Source organism: Pseudomonas morbosilactucae, from assembly GCF_023241715.1.
Lineage (GTDB): Bacteria > Pseudomonadota > Gammaproteobacteria > Pseudomonadales > Pseudomonadaceae > Aquipseudomonas > Aquipseudomonas morbosilactucae.
This window is the reverse complement of the sequence record NZ_JALQCW010000042.1, coordinates 62,840-77,824: the sequence shown is the minus strand read 5'-3', so window position 1 is coordinate 77,824 and position 14,985 is coordinate 62,840. Positions and strand designations below refer to the sequence as shown.

The following is a 14,985-nucleotide window of genomic DNA, read 5'->3' as shown; positions in this document are numbered from 1 at the left end:
TCACCAATGAAATGACCGGCCTGGACTACGACATCAACGACTACGGGCTGATCAAGCAACCCAAGCTCAGCGTGGTCTACTCACCCTGGGACGTGGCGAGCCTGTACGCCAACTGGGGGCGCACCTTTCAGGTCGGCACCGGGGCGGCGGCCTACAAGATCCCGCCGCGGGACACGGACCTGGCGCCGTCCATCAACGAAGGCTGGGAAACCGGGGTCAAGTTCACCCCGGCCGACTGGGTCGATGGGCGCGTCGCCTATTGGCGCCAGGAGGCCAGCGGCGAAGTCAGCCGGCGGCTCAATGACCCCAGCGGCGAATCGGACAACGTCGGTGAAACTCGGCGCTGGGGTTACGACCTGCAGATGAACCTGCACCCCACCGAGCGCACGGACCTGTGGCTGTCCTACTCTTGGCAGTACTCGAAAATCCTCAAGCCCAGCGCCACCCTGCCCAACAGCCAGGGCCAGGAAATCGACCACATCCCCCACCACCTGTACAGCGCCGGTGCCAGCTACTACGCCACCCCGGCCCTGCAGTTGACGGCCTGGATGAACGGCCAGACGAACTATTACCTGGAGCGCGAAAACACCCAAGGCACCTACGGCGGTTATGTGCTGATGAACCTGAGTGCGGCCTACCAGGTGAGCGAGTCCCTGAGTGTGGATGTGCAGCTGAAAAACCTGACCAATCGCTACTACGAATACGTCTGGTACGACCCGGACGGTGCCCAGGCTTCGCTGCATTCGCCCGGGGATGGTCGGGCACTGTACGCCGGCGTCACCCTGGACTTCTGACGCTGGCTTCGGCCCCGGCATTCGGTCACGCCAGGCTCCCTCTGGGGGCTGGCGGCTTCACCCCAAGCGCTGACGGCGAGCTATCGTCAGCGCCCAGCCATCCCCTGAACCTGCGCCCGCCTTCAGGGGATCGGTAGCCAGCGGCGAAATCCACCAGCGCCCTTGCCAGTCAACGGGCACCAGGCAAAGTCCCAGGGCACGGGCGGCAACGCCTCCTCATGCTCGGCCCCCACAGCCAGACGCGGCGCCACCTTCCAGTCAAACACCGTGCAGTCGAACACAGGCTCCGGCGGGCCTCGCCAGGCCAGCACTAAGCCCTGGGCCTGGCTGTCATCGGTGGTGATCCAGCGCGCCGCAGCGGCGCTCATGAACGCCTCAATGTGCTCCGGGTGGATCCGTGTCTTGTAGGCAGAACCCAGCAACCAGCGGCACAGGCTCAGGTAGTACGTCCAGTTCAACGGCGGGTGGTGACGGTAGGCCCAGGTCATGAAGCCGCGGAAAATATTCAGGCCATCGGGCGGGTCGAGTTTGAGCAAGCCGGGGCAAACGTCGAACAAGGTGTGCCAGTACGGCAGCAGTCGGGTGTCCAGGTGCACGAAGCTGCGCGCATTGCCCGGATAATCCGGAAACGGCAGGAGGAAATCCGCCCGGCCGGCCCGCGAGGCTTGACGCCCCCGACGCGCAGCACTGGCCGCTTGGCCCGTTGAATCCCGCACCCCCTCTTTCGCGCCCTGCGGCGCAGTTTGCCTCGGCATCGATCGCCGGTTCAAACCTTGAAAACCATCAGCCATCTGCTGTTCCTTCGCGTGTCAGCGTTAACCGTGAGCACCGACGGGGCCGGGCGAATAAGGATCGCCAGGGCACCGCGGGTCATGAACGACGTGCGCCGGCTCGCGCATCAGCGGCGAGGGCGAACGACGAACCAGGGGCCGCTCGTGCGCATTGGCCATTGGGGCCAGGCGCTGAGCCAGGTCAGATCAGAGGGGATGCGCGGGGATTGGCCGAAGGCCAGGAATATCGAGGGGGCGCCTTGCAGCGCCGTTCACGGGTGGGCCAGCGTGTTGGCCCAAGCCGCAGCCAGCCGCCCAGCACCAACAGCAAGGCAATGCCCAGGGTCACCGCCGAGCAGATCGGGCAGGCAAAACTACCGGCCCAGCCGCTGGCCGACGGGTCACTGAACTCACTCTTGGACGCGGGCGCCGGGTTGCCCAGGGACGAGCAGAAGGCGGAGCCTGCGCCATTGAGTTGCAGGCCACTCATCTGGCCATGGGCCAAACCGCAGGCGAACAGATTGAACAGGACGCAAAAATACAGGGTCCAGGCAATCAGCGAGCGGTCGGAGCGGGCCAGTTTCATGGCGGCGACTTTACACCCAGGCAGCCGCAGGTTGAAGCGCCCATTGAACCGTGCAAACGGACGGTGCAGAGCAGCGCGTCAGGAGTCGGCAGGCATCGCGCGCCGTCCATCAATGCACGGCCCGGGTCACCAGAAAGCTCAGCAACTCCGGCTCGTCATCCAGCTGGATGGCCTGCACCGGTCGTGGCAAACCGTCCAGTACCGTGCGCCAGAACGCCTGGGAGACTTCATCCTGATCGTAGAAGCGCACCAGCCAGTCACTGTCACCGCTGCTCAGCACCTGGGTTGCCAGGGCCCGGCCGATGCCCTGGCGACGGTAGCGTTTCAAGATAAACAAGTCCGCCAGTTCCAGGGCGTGCAGCCCCGGCAACTCGCTGCGCTCGATCAACATGAAACCGGCGATAAAGCCATTGACCAGCAGCAGGTTGGCGCTCCATTGCGGATCCTGCCAGTAGCGCGCCAGGTGTTCCTCGTGGATGTAAAAACGTCCGTCCACCTCCACGTCTTCCTGCTCCCAGTCCGAGGACTCGTAGGCATAAAACTGATAGAGGTTACGGATCAGTTCGGCCTGCTCCGGGCCGGTCTGCACCAGCTCAAGGGTGGTCTCACTCATGGCCGTTGCTCGCACGGGAGCGAACGAGGCTGGCAGGAATCGTGGATCGAAGGCATTGGCATCTCGGTCAAAAACAAATAACGAAGGCGCCACCCTTGGGGGCACCCTGGCAAGGGCCGCTATTGTTTACAAAAGCGCTCGCCAATGCCATCACCCGTCAACCACTGGAAGACCCCGACAGGGCTGGGCGATCCACCCATCGGCGCAAAACAGGTCGGGCGTGAATCCGCGCGTAGCCGCATAAAGTCCGATACAACGCCTTGCGTTCAGGATAAATTCGCGGGGAAAAGCCCGCCCCGAAAGGCTGCGCTGCATCGAATGTTTTCTGTGAGAAACGATTTTGAATACCCTGATGCCCTTCAGCGTGATCCCCACTGTTCTCCCTCACCCTCAGTCGTCGGCGGTAACCCCATGATTGAAGTCACCGAGCTTTCCATTGCCGAGCTGCGTGCCGCGCTCGAATCCGGCCAGACCACTGCGGTGGAACTGGTGCAGGCCTACCTCGCCAGGATCGACGCCTACGACGGCGCCGACACGCCCACCGCGCTGAATGCCGTGGTGGTGCGCAACCCCGCCGCGCTCGACGAAGCCAAGGCATCCGATGCCCGTCGCGCCAAGGGCGAACTGCTGGGGCCGCTGGACGGCATTCCCTACACGGCCAAGGACAGCTACCTGGTCAAGGGCCTCACCGCTGCCTCGGGCAGCCCGGCCTTCGCTGACCTGATGGCCTGTCGCGATGCGTTCACCATCGAGCGCTTGCGCGCCACCGGAGCCATCTGCCTGGGCAAGACCAATATGCCGCCCATGGCCAACGGCGGCATGCAACGGGGGGTCTACGGCCGTGCGGAAAGCCCGTACAACGCCGACTACCTGACCGCGCCCTTCGCGTCCGGCTCCTCCAATGGCGCCGGAACTGCAACCGCCGCCAGCTTCGCGGCTTTCGGCCTGGCGGAAGAAACCTGGTCGAGCGGCCGGGGGCCGGCCTCGAACAACGGCCTGTGCGCCTACACGCCCTCACGCGGGGTGATTTCGGTACGCGGCAACTGGCCGCTGACACCGACCATGGACGTGGTGGTGCCCTACGCCAGGACCATGGCCGACCTGCTGGAAGTGCTGGACGTGGTGGTAGCGGAAGACCCAGACACGCGGGGCGACCTGTGGCGGTTGCAACCTTGGGTGCCGATCCCCAGCGTGGCCTCGGTCCGGCCTGCGTCCTACCCTGCGCTGGCCGCCAACGGCAGCGCCCTGGCCGGCAAACGCTTCGGCGTGCCGCGCATGTACATCAACGCCGACCCAGAAGCCGGCACCGCGCCATCCCCAGGCATCGGCGGCCCCACCGGGCAGCAGATCCATACCCGCCCGTCGGTGATCGAGCTGTGGAAGCAGGCGCGCCAGGCCCTGGAAAGCCTGGGGGCCGAGGTGCTCGAAGTGGACTTCCCGCTGGTGTCCAATTGCGAAGGCGATCGTCCCGGGGCGCCCACGGTGTTTACCCGGGGCCTGGTGAGCAAAGCGTTTCTTCACCATGAACTGTGGGACCTGAGCGCCTGGGCCTTCGATGATTTTCTCCAGGCCAACGGCGACCCGAAACTGCATCGGCTGGTGGACGTCGACGGGCCGTTGATTTTCCCCCACGACCCGGGAACCCTGCCCAACCGCGAAGACGACCTGGCGGCGGGCATGGACGAGTACGTGCGGATGGCCGAGCGCGGCATCACGCCCTGGAACGAAATCCCGACCTTGCCGGACGGCCTGCGCGGGCTTGAAGAAACACGCCGCATCGACCTGGAACAGTGGATGGATCGACTGGGGCTGGATGCGGTGATCTTCCCCACGGTCGCCGACGTCGGGCCGGCGAACGCCGATGTCGACCCGCAGTCCGCGGACATTGCCTGGAGCAACGGGGTCTGGGTGGCCAACGGCAACCTCGCCATCCGCCACCTCGGCGTGCCCACGGTCACCGTGCCCATGGGCGTCATGCCGGACATCGGCATGCCGGTCGGGTTGACCTTCGCCGGTCGCGCCTATGACGACTCCAGCCTGCTGCGCCTGGCTTCGGCCTTCGAGTCCCTGGGCAGCAAACGCCAGGTCCCGCCTCGCACTCCACCCCTGTCGGCCGGCCAACCCTGAGCCCCATGGGGTGGTGGCCGCAACGACCGCCACCCCGTTTCATCAAGGCCTACAGACAAACACCGGTCCTGGTGGCGCTAAGCCCCTTGGCGCAAGGCCGCCATCAGTTGCTGCACCACCTGGGCCTCTACCGCGCCTTGATCGTGTCCCTCCTGGAACACCGCACAACAAGCAGACGCCTGCCCCTCACTGGCGCGGTAAACCGCCAAGGTGCTGCCCGGCCCGCCGCCGGTGTGCCCGCACAGCATCAACCCACCCTCGACAGGCCCCTGCATCACGCCCAGGCCATAACCCGGTGCCTGCCAAGGACGGCCAGGAATGGGGCCGCCCAGGACGCGCACGCGCTGCAGGTCCTCAAGCAAGGCCGGCGGCAACAGATGACCGGCCAGCAGGCGATCGAGAAACTGGGTCGCCTGGGACAGGGGCCCGATCAGCAAGCCGTGGTACACCCAGGCCGGGTCGTAGCCCGCAGGGATGCCCAGGCTGAGGGTTTGCAAATCAGCTTGCCGGGTGGCGAGGCGAACCGCCGACACACCCAAGGGGTGCAAGGCGCGCTGGTTCACCGCGTCTTCAAGCCCCAGGTCGGTCAGCCGCTGAATCAATCGGGCGACCAACAGGTAGCCCACATTCGAATAGCGCCACCCGGCCCCTGGCGGGTAGCGCAAGGTCGAGGCATCAAGGCGCTGCAGCATCTCATCGGCTGGCCAGGCGGCCTCACCTGCGGCGACCGCCGCGTGGTAGTCGGCCAACTCGCCGTAATCCGCCAGCCCGGCTTCATGCCGCAGCAACTGGCGCAAAGTGAACGGCCCTTCCAGCAGCCTGTCGTCCAGGCCGACCCGGCCATCACGCACCAGCGACAGCGCGGTCGCGGCGAGCACGGTCTTGCTGAAGCTCCACCAAGGCAGCACGGTGCCCAGGTTGTCGGGCGTCAGAGGGTGGCCGTTGGCGATCGATGAAAAAAGCATGGGAGGGCGAGCCTGCTGGTTGGGAGGGGAAGCGCCGCCGGCCCTGGGGCCAGTGCCGGTGCAAAGTAGCGTTTCCCTGCGGCCTGGGGCAACTGCCGGGCCTCTATTGCCAAGGCGCTACTGTTCCAGCATCAAGCCTCGCCACTTGATCAGGGGGTGGTCTGCAGCGGGAATCAACGGCGGGCTGGCCGGGGACTGTGGGTCGCGGCTATCGACAACCGCGCCCTGTCCCTCAAAGACCCCGGCCTGCTCTTCGTCTTCGCCCTCCGGCACCGGAGCCGGGGGCTGTTCTGGCGTTACGTGTTCAACCACGGTTCTTACTCTTTCTCGAGGTTTCAAGGGCTGCGATGGCCAAGACCACTAGAGGCACGGCAAGCGCGCTCAGCGCTGTGCCGCGTGCGCCCAGTCTCACTCGTCGAGGAACTGGATCGCGTGCTGGAGGAAACGCTCGGGGTACTGGTACTGCGCGCCGTGGCCGGCATCGGGGTAGATCAGCAACTGGGCGTTGGGCAGGTTCTGCACCAGGTGCCAGGAATTGATCGAGGCAATCATCACGTCGTGGGTGCCGTTGAGGACCAGGGTCGGTTGCTGGATCGCCTTGAGGTAGGCGTAAGGGTTCTCCCCCGCCAGCGGCACCAGGTAGGCACCGTGGGCCTCAGCCTGGGCCTGGGCAACGGCGGCCGAGCTGGGCGGGTCCTGATCGAGGCGCTGATGGCGACGCTGCCAGAAGGCCAGGCCCGCTTGCTTGGCCGCTTCAGAACGGCCGAAGAACAGGTAGAGAAAATCTTCCACGGTCGGCACCGGTGTCGGCGCCACCTCCAGCACCTTGGGCTCCATGGTCGGGTCACCGCCACGCAGGCCGGTGCCGAGCAGCAGCAGTTTGCGCACCCGCTGCGGATGACGCAGCGCCACTTCCTGCACCTGCAGGCCGCCTATGGAGAAACCCAGCAAGTCGACCTGTTCCAGGCCCAACGCCTCGATCACGGCGGCGATGTCGTCGGCCATGTCCTCGATGCGGTTGCGCGGCGTGCCGGTGGACGAGGCGACGCCGCGACCGTTGAACAAAATGACTTCCCGACCGGCGGCCAGGCCGTCGGTCAGCAGCGGGTCCCAGTGGTCCAGGCCACCACGAAAGTGCTGCACGAAGAACAGCGGCACGCCTGAGGGCTGGCCCCAGCGACGGTAGGCAAAACGCTCACCGTCTACGTCGATGAAACGGGTCGGTGCGTTCAGATGGGTATCGCTCATGGCGGAAGTCCTCAGGGTGAGTGGCGAGCCGTTATGATGTCGATCATAATCTAAACCGTCAACAGCTTTGATGACGTTCGACATCAATGTATATTCAGCGCCTTCACCCACAGGAGGCATCGAGGGATGAGGGTCACCAAGGCACAGGCACAAGCCAATCGGGCACACATCGTCGAGACCGCTTCCGAGTTGTTTCGCGAACGGGGTTATGACGGCGTGGGGGTGGCAGACCTGATGGCCGCAGCGGGCTTTACCCACGGCGGGTTCTACAAACACTTCCGCTCCAAGGCCGACCTGATGGCCGAAGCGGCAGCCTGCGGCTTTGCCCAGAGCCTGAGCAATGGCGCGGGCATGGACCTGGCCACCTTCTTCACCCTCTACCTGTCACGGGAACACCGGGATGCAAGGAGCCAGGGCTGCACCATGGCCGCCCTGAGCGGTGATGCGGCGCGTCAATCGGACGAGGTCAAGGCGACCTTTGCCGAAGGCATCGAAGGCCTGCTCAAGGCGCTTGAGCAAGGGGCCAAGCCGTCGAGTGACGCGGATCGGCAAGCCACACGCACGTCGATGATCGACCTGCTGGCCCACGCCATCGGCACCATCGTGTTGTCCCGGGCCTGCCCGGATGACTCGCCGCTGGCCGATGAAATCCTCGAGGCCGGCCGCCGCAACCTACTCCCCTCCCTGCCAGCCGCGGAGTGAACTGCCCGCAACGCCGCTGGCCGCGCGCGACCTTCATTCACCCTGTGCCACGCCATCGTTGCGCACGACTAACGTCAACAAATCTGCGTCATCATTCGCCACTGCAAGCCACAGCACGCCCACTCGGCGCGCTGGCGGATGACCGCGCACGGCCCGTGGCGCCTGCCTGCGCCGGCTGTGACTCGTCGAAAATACATTTCCGACCTTTCGGTCTGAGTTAACTGCGGGCACAATGCCTGCCCTTTTTTGGCTAGCCTGGCCGGAGGCTCGAAATGATCAAAACGCCGTACTACCTCATCGACAAACAAAAGCTGCTGAGCAACATGCAGAAGATCGCCTACGTGCGCGAACAGTCGGGGGCCAAGGCCCTGCTGGCACTCAAGTGCTTCGCCACCTGGTCGGTGTTCGACCTGATGCAGCAATACATGGACGGCACCACCTCGTCCTCGCTGTACGAGCTCAAGCTCGGCCGGCAGAAGTTCGAAGGTGAAGCCCACGCCTACAGCGTGGCCTGGGCCGACGATGAAATCGAAGAGATGCTGGATAACTGCGACAAGATCATCTTCAACTCCATCGGCCAGTTGCAGCGCTTCGCCGAACGCTCCGAGGGCAAGATCCGCGGCCTGCGCGTGAACCCGCAAGTGAGCAGCTCCGACTACCTGCTGGCCGACCCGGCGCGTCCGTTCAGCCGTCTGGGCGAGTGGGACCCGGTGAAGATCGAAGGCGTGATCGAGCAGATCTCCGGCTTCATGTTCCACAACAACTGCGAGAACGGTGACTTCGGCCTGTTCGACCAAATGCTCTGCACCATCGAAGAACGCTTCGGCGCGCTGCTGCACAAGGTCGAGTGGGTCAGCCTCGGCGGCGGCATCCACTTCACCGGTGAAGACTATGCCGTGGACGCCTTCTGCGCGCGCTTGAAGGCCTTCTCCGAGAAGTACGGCGTACAGGTCTACCTGGAACCCGGCGAAGCGGCGATCACCAACAGCGCCTCCCTGGAAGTCACCGTGCTCGACACCCTCTACAACGGCAAACACCTCGCCGTGGTAGACAGCTCCATCGAAGCTCACCTGCTGGACCTGCTGATCTACCGCCTCAACGCCAAGCTGGCGCCGAGCGACGGTGAACACACCTATATGGTGTGCGGCAAATCCTGCCTGGCCGGGGACATCTTCGGCGAATACCAATTTGATCGTCCGCTGGCCATCGGCGATCGGCTGTCGTTCATCGACACCGCGGGTTACACCATGGTCAAGAAAAACTGGTTCAACGGCCTGAAAATGCCGTCCATCGTAGTGAAACAACTCGACGGTACAGTCGAAGTGGTTCGTGAATTTGGTTACGACGACTACCTGTCCAGCCTTTCGTAAGCTGGCGGATAAAGGAGAGATAAAGCAATTGAAAAAGAACGTTCTTATCATTGGTGCAGGAGGTGTCGCCAAGGTGGTGGCCCACAAGTGCGCGCAGCACAACGACGAACTCGGTCGTATTGCTATCGCGTCGCGCAACATCTCCAAATGCCAGGCCATCATCGACAGCGTCAAGGCCAAGGGTAGCCTCAAGGTTCCCGCCGACATCCAAGCCTTCGCGCTGAACGCCCTGGACGTGGAAGCGACCAAGGCCCTGATCCGCGAGACCGACTCGCAGATCGTCATCAACGTCGGTTCCGCGTTCCTCAACATGTCGGTGCTGCGCGCCTGCATCGATACCGGCGTGGCTTACCTCGACACCGCCATCCACGAAGAGCCGGGCAAGGTCTGCGAGACCCCGCCGTGGTACGGCAACTACGAGTGGAACCACCTGGAAGAGTGCAAACAGAAGAACATCACCGCCATTCTCGGCGTGGGCTTCGACCCAGGTGTGGTCAACGCCTATGCGGCGCTGGCACAGCAACAGCATTTCGACCGCATTGATTCGATCGACATTCTCGACGTCAATGCCGGCTCCCACGGCAAATACTTCGCCACCAATTTCGACCCGGAAATCAACTTCCGCGAGTTCACCGGACAGGTGTGGAGCTGGCAGAACAGCCAGTGGACCAGCAACACCATGTTCGAAGTCAAACGCACCGACGACCTGCCGGTTGTCGGTTCGCAGAACCTGTACCTGACCGGCCACGATGAAGTGCACTCGCTGTCGAAAAACCTCGACGTGCCCAACGTGCGCTTCTGGATGAGCTTCGGCGAACACTACATCAACGTGTTCACCGTGCTGAAAAACCTTGGCCTGCTCTCCGAGCAACCGGTGAAGACCGCCGAAGGCCTGGAAGTCATCCCGTTGAAAGTGGTCAAGGCCGTACTGCGACCCGTCTTCGCTGGCCCCGGGCTACACCGGCAAGACCTGCATCGGCGACCTGGTCAAAGGCACAAAGAACGGCCAGCCACACGAGCTGTTCATCTACAACGTGGCCTGCCACGAAGAAGCCTTTGCCGAGACGGACAGCCAGGGCATCTCCTACACCGCCGGCGTTCCGCCAGTGGCTGCGGCCCTGTTGGTGGCCCGTGGCGAGTGGGATGTGCAACGCATGGCCAACGTCGAAGAGCTGCCAGCCGAGCCGTTCCTCAAGGCCCTGGATGTGATGGGCCTGCCCACCCGCATCAAGGACGCCTCGGGCGACCGCCCTTGGGACGCTATCGCCTGATAGCCCCTGAACAGGCAGGGGGCGCCCACCTTGGCGCCCCCTGTTTTCGCCGCCCCGCCCCGGCGCGAAACTGAGCCACGGCTCATCCCCTTCCTGCTCCCTCTCCACTACCGACTGCCCCCGACTGTCCCGTTACACCGCCCCGATGCTGCGGCCGAGCTCCCCTGCCCGGTGCGTGTCAAACAGGCTTGAGGGACGCTTTTACGCACCTTCAGATTCCGTTAAGAAATGCCTCCGATACTCCTCCCCACTGACCTAGGGAGGCGTAACGCCCATGCCCGATTTCGACTGGAACATTGCCTTACCCCTGCGCTTCGGCAAAACCGACAGCCCCCTGATGAGCCTGGACCGCGCCTTGCCGGGCGAGGCCCAGCGCCCCGCCTTCGAAGCCTTTATCCAACAACGTTTTCGCAAAGCCCATGGCGCCGACATCCGCCACTTCATGCCGCAACTGTTCGGCATGAGCGATGACGCCGGGCAACTCTGTGCCGTGGCCGGCGTGCGCGTGGCCAGCCACGAACCGCTGTTCCTGGAGCGCTACCTGGATGAATCCATAGACCCGTTGATCAGCGCCGCCGCTGACCAGCCAGTGGACCGCGCCGGCATTGTCGAGGTCGGCAACCTGGCCGCCAGCGACACCGGCAGTGCACGCCTGAGCATCATCGCCATCACCTACCTGCTGGCCATGGGCGGCCTGGAATGGGTGGCCTTCACCGGCAACATTGGCCTGGTCAACAGCTTCCATCGCCTGGGCTTGAAACCGGTAACCCTGTGCGCCGCCGACCCACAGCGCCTGGGCGACGAGCGCCATCACTGGGGCAGCTACTACGAAAGCCAGCCTTGGGTGCACGTCGGCAACATCCGCGCCGGGTTTATCCACCTGCGCAACATGGGCATGTTCGCCCGCCTGCGCTTGCCCTGTTCCCTTGAGGAGTCCTGCCATGTCGCCTGAAGTGCAGCGCTTCAACAACACCCTGCGCGATCACGCCGAGAACCAAGGCTTTGCCACCGCCCTGTGGGACGACCAGGTACGCCTGGACTACGCCGAGCTGTATGCCGAAGTGCAGTATCGCCAGGAATGCCTGCGCGATGAGCAGGTCAGCGTGGTCGCCCTGGCACTGGACAACGGCGCCGAGGCGATGCTCTGGGACCTGGCCATCCTGTTCGAAGGGCTGACCTGCGTGACCCTGCCACCGTTCTTCAGCCCCGCCCAACGCCGGCACTGTCTGGAACAGAGCCAGACGCAATGGGTAATCGCTGAACCGGAGCTGGACGAAGAACTGCAAAGCGCCGGCTACCTCAAGACTGGCGCCTCGTGGCGACGCGCCTTCAGCGGCCCGAACCCGATGCCCGCCGGCACCGCCAAAATGACCTTCACCTCCGGCACCACCGGCACGCCAAAGGGCGTCTGCCTGAGCGCCGACAGCCTGCTGCGGGTGGCCCGAGAGCTGGACCAGGCCAGCCGCTCCACCCTGCCGCAACACCACCTGGCCCTGCTGCCCCTGGCGATCCTGCTGGAGAACCTCGGCTGTTATGCCGCCCTGTACGCCGGCGCCGCCCTGAGCCTGCCCAGCCAGAAAAGCCTGGGGATCCAGGGCGCCAGCGGGGTCGAGATCCCTCGACTGCTGGGCTGCCTGGCCACGCGCCAGCCCCATAGCCTGATTCTGGTACCGCAGTTGCTATTGCTGCTGATCAGTGCCGCCGAGCAGCAAGCCTTTGATCCGCGCACCCTGCGTTTTGCCGCGGTGGGCGGGGCACGGGTCAGCCGGGACCTGCTGGACCGCGCAAAACGCCTCGGCCTTCCCGTCTATGAAGGCTATGGCCTGTCGGAATGCGCTTCAGTGGTCTGCCTCAATCGACCCGGGGCCTGTCGTCCCGGCAGCGTCGGCAAGCCCCTGCCCCATGTGGAGATTCGCCTGGCCGACGACGGCGAAGTGCTGATCAGAGGCTCGACCCTGCTGGGCTACCTGGGGGATCAATCGCCGGTCGATAGCTGGTGGCCCAGCGGCGATCTGGGGGAGTTCGATGCCGAGGGCTTTCTCTACCTCAAGGGCCGCAAGAAGCACCAGTTCGTCACCAGCTTCGGGCGCAACGTCAACCCCGAATGGGTCGAGGCGGAGCTGACCCAGCGCCGCCACATTGCCCAGGCCTTCGTCTATGGCGAAGCCATGCCGCGCAACCACGCCCTGCTCTGGCCCCATCGCCCCGACTGCAGCGATGAGGACCTGGCGATGGCCGTGGCCCAGGCCAACCAGGCCCTGCCCGATTACGCCCGGGTGCACCACTGGAGTCGCCTGGACCAACCCTTTACCGCCGCCAGCGGGCTGCTCACCGCCAACGGTCGGCCACGTCGCGACGCCATCGTCGAGCGCTACCGATCACTGCTCGACACCTTTATCTCCTCCGAGGAATCCCCGTCATGAGTTTTTTCGACACCCTGCAAGACGCCACCCAGGCTGAACGCCAGGCGCTGTTCAGCCTGCCCATCATCCGTGATGCCCTTGAGGGCCGGGTCAGCCTGGAGAGCTACCGGGCGTTCCTGGCCCAGGCCTACTACCACGTGCGCCACACCGTGCCGCTGATGATGGCCTGCGGCGCGCGCCTGCCGTCGCGGCTGGAGTGGCTGCGCAAGGCGGTGTGCGACTACATCGAGGACGAGTACGGCCACGAGCAATGGGTCCTCAACGACATCGCGGCCTGCGGTGGCAACAAGGATGCCGTGCGCGACGGGCGCCCCTCGCTGCCGATCGAGTTGATGGTCAGCTTCCTGTACGACCTGATTGCCCGGGACAACCCGGTGGGGCTGTTCGGCATGGTCAACGTCCTCGAAGGCACCAGCATCGCCCTGGCCACCCACGCCGCCGGCAGCATCCGCGAGCGCCTGGCACTGCCGGCCAGCGCCTTCAGCTACCTCAGTTCGCACGGTTCGCTGGACATCGAGCACATGCAGACCTATCGCCGACTGATGGACACCCTGGAAGACCCGGACGACCAGGCTGCGGTGATTCACGCCTCGAAAGTGGTGTACCGGCTCTACGCCGACATGTTCCGCGGCCTGCCACGCCAAGGGGAGTTGCCCCATGCGGCTGTCTGAAGCACGCGTTGTACTGACGGGCGCCAGCGGCGGTATCGGCCGGGCGATTGCCGCCGCCCTCTGCGCCAGCGGGGCCCGGGTGCTGGCCGTGGCACGCCACGAGGATGCCCTGGCCTCCTTGCTCAAGCAGTACCCGCAACACCTGAGCTGGATTGCGGCCGACCTGACGTTTGTCGCCGATCGGCGCAAGGTGCTGAGCGCTGCCCAGGCCATGGGCGGCCTCAACCTGTTGATCAACGCTGCCGGGGTCAACCACTTCGCCATGCTTGAGCAGCTCGATGACAGCGAGGTCAACGCCATGCTGGCGGTGAACATCAGCGCGCCCATCTGCCTGACCAAGACCCTGCTGCCGCTGCTCAAGGAGGCCGACAGCGCCATGGTGGTGAATGTCGGCTCCACCTACGGCTCCATCGGCTACCCCGGCTATGCCAGCTACTGCGCCACCAAGTTTGCCTTGCGCGGGTTTTCCGAAGCCCTGCGCCGGGAGTTGGCTGATACCCGGGTCAGCGTGCTGTATGTCGCCCCGCGCGCCACCCGCACCAGCATGAACAGCCCCCAGGCACAGGCCCTGAACGATGCCCTCAAGGCCAGTGTCGACGACCCGCAGACCGTGGCCAACGCCGTGATCCACGCCATTGCCGGGGATCGGCGCGACCTTTACCTGGGCTGGCCGGAACGTTTCTTTGTGCGCCTCAACAGTGTGCTGCCGCACCTGGTGGACCGTGGCTTGCGCAAGCAACTGCCGCTGATCCGCCGCCTCAGTCAAAAGCCCGATAACGAGAAACCTAAGCCATGAAAAAATTCGCCACCTGCCTGTTCCTGGGCGTCTTGAGCCAGAGTGTCTGGGCCCTGGACAACGCCGACCAACAACGCCTGAGCGGTATCCAGCAGCGCTGGGCACAGATCCAGTACGAGCTGCCGGCCGACCAGCGAACAGCCGCCTTTGAACAACTGGCCGGCCAGGCCTCGGCCTTTACCCAGGAACGCCCGGCGCTGGCCGAAGCGTGGATCTGGTCGGGGATTGTCACCAGCAGTTGGGCAGGCGCCCAGGGTGGGCTCGGCGCGCTGGGCAAGGTCAAGGACGCCAAGGCCGAGCTGGAGCATGCCCTGGCCCTGGACCCGAACGCCTTACAAGGCTCGGCCTACACCAGCCTGGCGGCACTGTATGATCGCGTGCCAGGCTGGCCCATCGGTTTCGGTGACGCCGACAAGGCCGAGCCGCTGCTCAAGCAGGCCTTGCAGTTGAACCCCAATGGCATCGACAGCCTGTACTTCTGGGGCGATCACCTCTACCGTCAAAAACGTTACGCCGAAGCCCGAGAAGCCCTGCTCAAGGCCTTGCAGGCAGCCCCACGCCCCGGCCGGGAAACCGCCGACAGCGGGCGGCGCAAGGACATCGAGGCGTTGTTGGTGGATGTGAATAAACAACTCAAGTGACAGGAGTC

Annotated in this window: 15 protein-coding genes and 1 pseudogene; 10 read left to right on the top strand and 6 right to left on the bottom strand. The window is 64.6% G+C overall.

The features are described 5' to 3' along the window. The coding region (locus tag M1B34_RS17730; protein WP_268265810.1) for a TonB-dependent receptor at positions 1-794 on the top strand (794 nt) is incomplete at its 5' end. 122 nt (positions 795-916) lie between these two features. On the opposite strand, the gene M1B34_RS17725 is transcribed toward M1B34_RS17730, so the two are convergent. From M1B34_RS17725 to M1B34_RS17715, 3 genes are all read right to left on the bottom strand, one after another. After that, positions 917-1,510 carry a putative natural product biosynthesis protein gene (locus M1B34_RS17725; protein WP_268265809.1) on the bottom strand — a complete coding sequence of 198 codons (594 nt, stop codon included), beginning with the start codon at positions 1,508-1,510 and terminating at the stop codon, positions 917-919. A 256-nt stretch (positions 1,511-1,766) separates the two neighbouring features. Beyond that, positions 1,767-2,150: a DUF2946 domain-containing protein gene (locus M1B34_RS17720; protein WP_268265808.1), complete on the bottom strand. Its 384-nt coding sequence runs from the start codon at positions 2,148-2,150 to the stop codon at positions 1,767-1,769. 109 nt (positions 2,151-2,259) lie between these two features. Continuing rightward, entirely contained in the window at positions 2,260-2,763 is a 504-nt protein-coding gene (locus M1B34_RS17715; RefSeq protein WP_268265807.1) for a GNAT family N-acetyltransferase, read from the bottom strand. Positions 2,764-3,174: 411 nt separating this feature from the next. On the opposite strand from M1B34_RS17715, the gene M1B34_RS17710 reads away from it, so the two are divergent. Further along, positions 3,175-4,890, top strand: coding sequence for an amidase (locus M1B34_RS17710; protein WP_268265806.1), 1,716 nt, complete (start codon positions 3,175-3,177; stop codon positions 4,888-4,890). A 77-nt stretch (positions 4,891-4,967) separates the two neighbouring features. On the opposite strand, the gene M1B34_RS17705 is transcribed toward M1B34_RS17710, so the two are convergent. The 3 genes from M1B34_RS17705 to M1B34_RS17695 all read right to left on the bottom strand — a co-directional run bounded on the left by M1B34_RS17705 (position 4,968) and on the right by M1B34_RS17695 (position 7,103). Further along, positions 4,968-5,855, bottom strand: coding sequence for a serine hydrolase domain-containing protein (locus M1B34_RS17705; RefSeq protein ID WP_268265805.1), 888 nt, complete (start codon positions 5,853-5,855; stop codon positions 4,968-4,970). Between the two features lie 117 nt (positions 5,856-5,972). Further along, a complete protein-coding gene (locus M1B34_RS17700; protein ID WP_268265804.1) occupies positions 5,973-6,167 on the bottom strand; it encodes a hypothetical protein in 195 nt (64 codons plus the stop codon). Positions 6,168-6,263: 96 nt separating this feature from the next. Then, positions 6,264-7,103: an alpha/beta fold hydrolase gene (locus tag M1B34_RS17695; RefSeq protein WP_123333911.1), complete on the bottom strand. Its 840-nt coding sequence runs from the start codon at positions 7,101-7,103 to the stop codon at positions 6,264-6,266. A 126-nt stretch (positions 7,104-7,229) separates the two neighbouring features. Here M1B34_RS17695 and M1B34_RS17690 point away from each other — a divergent pair, with 126 nt between their 5' ends. The 8 genes and pseudogenes from M1B34_RS17690 to M1B34_RS17655 all read left to right on the top strand — a co-directional run bounded on the left by M1B34_RS17690 (position 7,230) and on the right by M1B34_RS17655 (position 14,977). Next, positions 7,230-7,805: a TetR/AcrR family transcriptional regulator gene (locus M1B34_RS17690; protein ID WP_123333913.1), complete on the top strand. Its 576-nt coding sequence runs from the start codon at positions 7,230-7,232 to the stop codon at positions 7,803-7,805. 272 nt (positions 7,806-8,077) lie between these two features. Continuing rightward, entirely contained in the window at positions 8,078-9,175 is a 1,098-nt protein-coding gene (locus M1B34_RS17685) for a carboxynorspermidine decarboxylase (protein WP_268265803.1), read from the top strand. A 28-nt stretch (positions 9,176-9,203) separates the two neighbouring features. Then, positions 9,204-10,446: pseudogene (locus tag M1B34_RS17680) on the top strand (saccharopine dehydrogenase family protein). A 274-nt stretch (positions 10,447-10,720) separates the two neighbouring features. Next, on the top strand, positions 10,721-11,398 hold the full coding sequence (locus tag M1B34_RS17675; protein ID WP_268265802.1) for a thermostable hemolysin: 678 nt from the start codon (positions 10,721-10,723) through the stop codon (positions 11,396-11,398). After that, the gene (locus tag M1B34_RS17670) at positions 11,388-12,869 is read left to right on the top strand and encodes an AMP-binding protein (RefSeq protein ID WP_268265801.1); all 1,482 of its coding nucleotides are present in this window, start codon (positions 11,388-11,390) and stop codon (positions 12,867-12,869) included. Before M1B34_RS17675 ends, M1B34_RS17670 begins: the two co-directional genes overlap by 11 nt. Continuing rightward, entirely contained in the window at positions 12,866-13,540 is a 675-nt protein-coding gene (locus M1B34_RS17665) for an iron-containing redox enzyme family protein (protein WP_268265800.1), read from the top strand. Before M1B34_RS17670 ends, M1B34_RS17665 begins: the two co-directional genes overlap by 4 nt. Further along, the gene (locus M1B34_RS17660; protein ID WP_268265799.1) at positions 13,527-14,336 is read left to right on the top strand and encodes an SDR family oxidoreductase; all 810 of its coding nucleotides are present in this window, start codon (positions 13,527-13,529) and stop codon (positions 14,334-14,336) included. The genes M1B34_RS17665 and M1B34_RS17660 overlap by 14 nt, the downstream gene beginning before the upstream one ends. Then, positions 14,333-14,977, top strand: a complete 645-nt coding sequence (locus tag M1B34_RS17655; protein ID WP_268265798.1) for a tetratricopeptide repeat protein — start codon at positions 14,333-14,335, stop codon at positions 14,975-14,977. Before M1B34_RS17660 ends, M1B34_RS17655 begins: the two co-directional genes overlap by 4 nt. Positions 14,978-14,985 lie beyond the last annotated feature (8 nt).

Coding starts and splice junctions, on each gene's coding strand:
- M1B34_RS17720 (WP_268265808.1), bottom strand. CDS start 2,150: ATGAAACTGGCCCGCTCCGACCGCTCGCTGATTGCCTGGACCCTGTAT.
- M1B34_RS17715 (WP_268265807.1), bottom strand. CDS start 2,763: ATGAGTGAGACCACCCTTGAGCTGGTGCAGACCGGCCCGGAGCAGGCC.
- M1B34_RS17710 (WP_268265806.1), top strand. CDS start 3,175: ATGATTGAAGTCACCGAGCTTTCCATTGCCGAGCTGCGTGCCGCGCTC.
- M1B34_RS17705 (WP_268265805.1), bottom strand. CDS start 5,855: ATGCTTTTTTCATCGATCGCCAACGGCCACCCTCTGACGCCCGACAAC.
- M1B34_RS17695 (WP_123333911.1), bottom strand. CDS start 7,103: ATGAGCGATACCCATCTGAACGCACCGACCCGTTTCATCGACGTAGAC.
- M1B34_RS17690 (WP_123333913.1), top strand. CDS start 7,230: ATGAGGGTCACCAAGGCACAGGCACAAGCCAATCGGGCACACATCGTC.
- M1B34_RS17685 (WP_268265803.1), top strand. CDS start 8,078: ATGATCAAAACGCCGTACTACCTCATCGACAAACAAAAGCTGCTGAGC.
- M1B34_RS17675 (WP_268265802.1), top strand. CDS start 10,721: ATGCCCGATTTCGACTGGAACATTGCCTTACCCCTGCGCTTCGGCAAA.
- M1B34_RS17670 (WP_268265801.1), top strand. CDS start 11,388: ATGTCGCCTGAAGTGCAGCGCTTCAACAACACCCTGCGCGATCACGCC.
- M1B34_RS17665 (WP_268265800.1), top strand. CDS start 12,866: ATGAGTTTTTTCGACACCCTGCAAGACGCCACCCAGGCTGAACGCCAG.
- M1B34_RS17660 (WP_268265799.1), top strand. CDS start 13,527: ATGCGGCTGTCTGAAGCACGCGTTGTACTGACGGGCGCCAGCGGCGGT.
- M1B34_RS17655 (WP_268265798.1), top strand. CDS start 14,333: ATGAAAAAATTCGCCACCTGCCTGTTCCTGGGCGTCTTGAGCCAGAGT.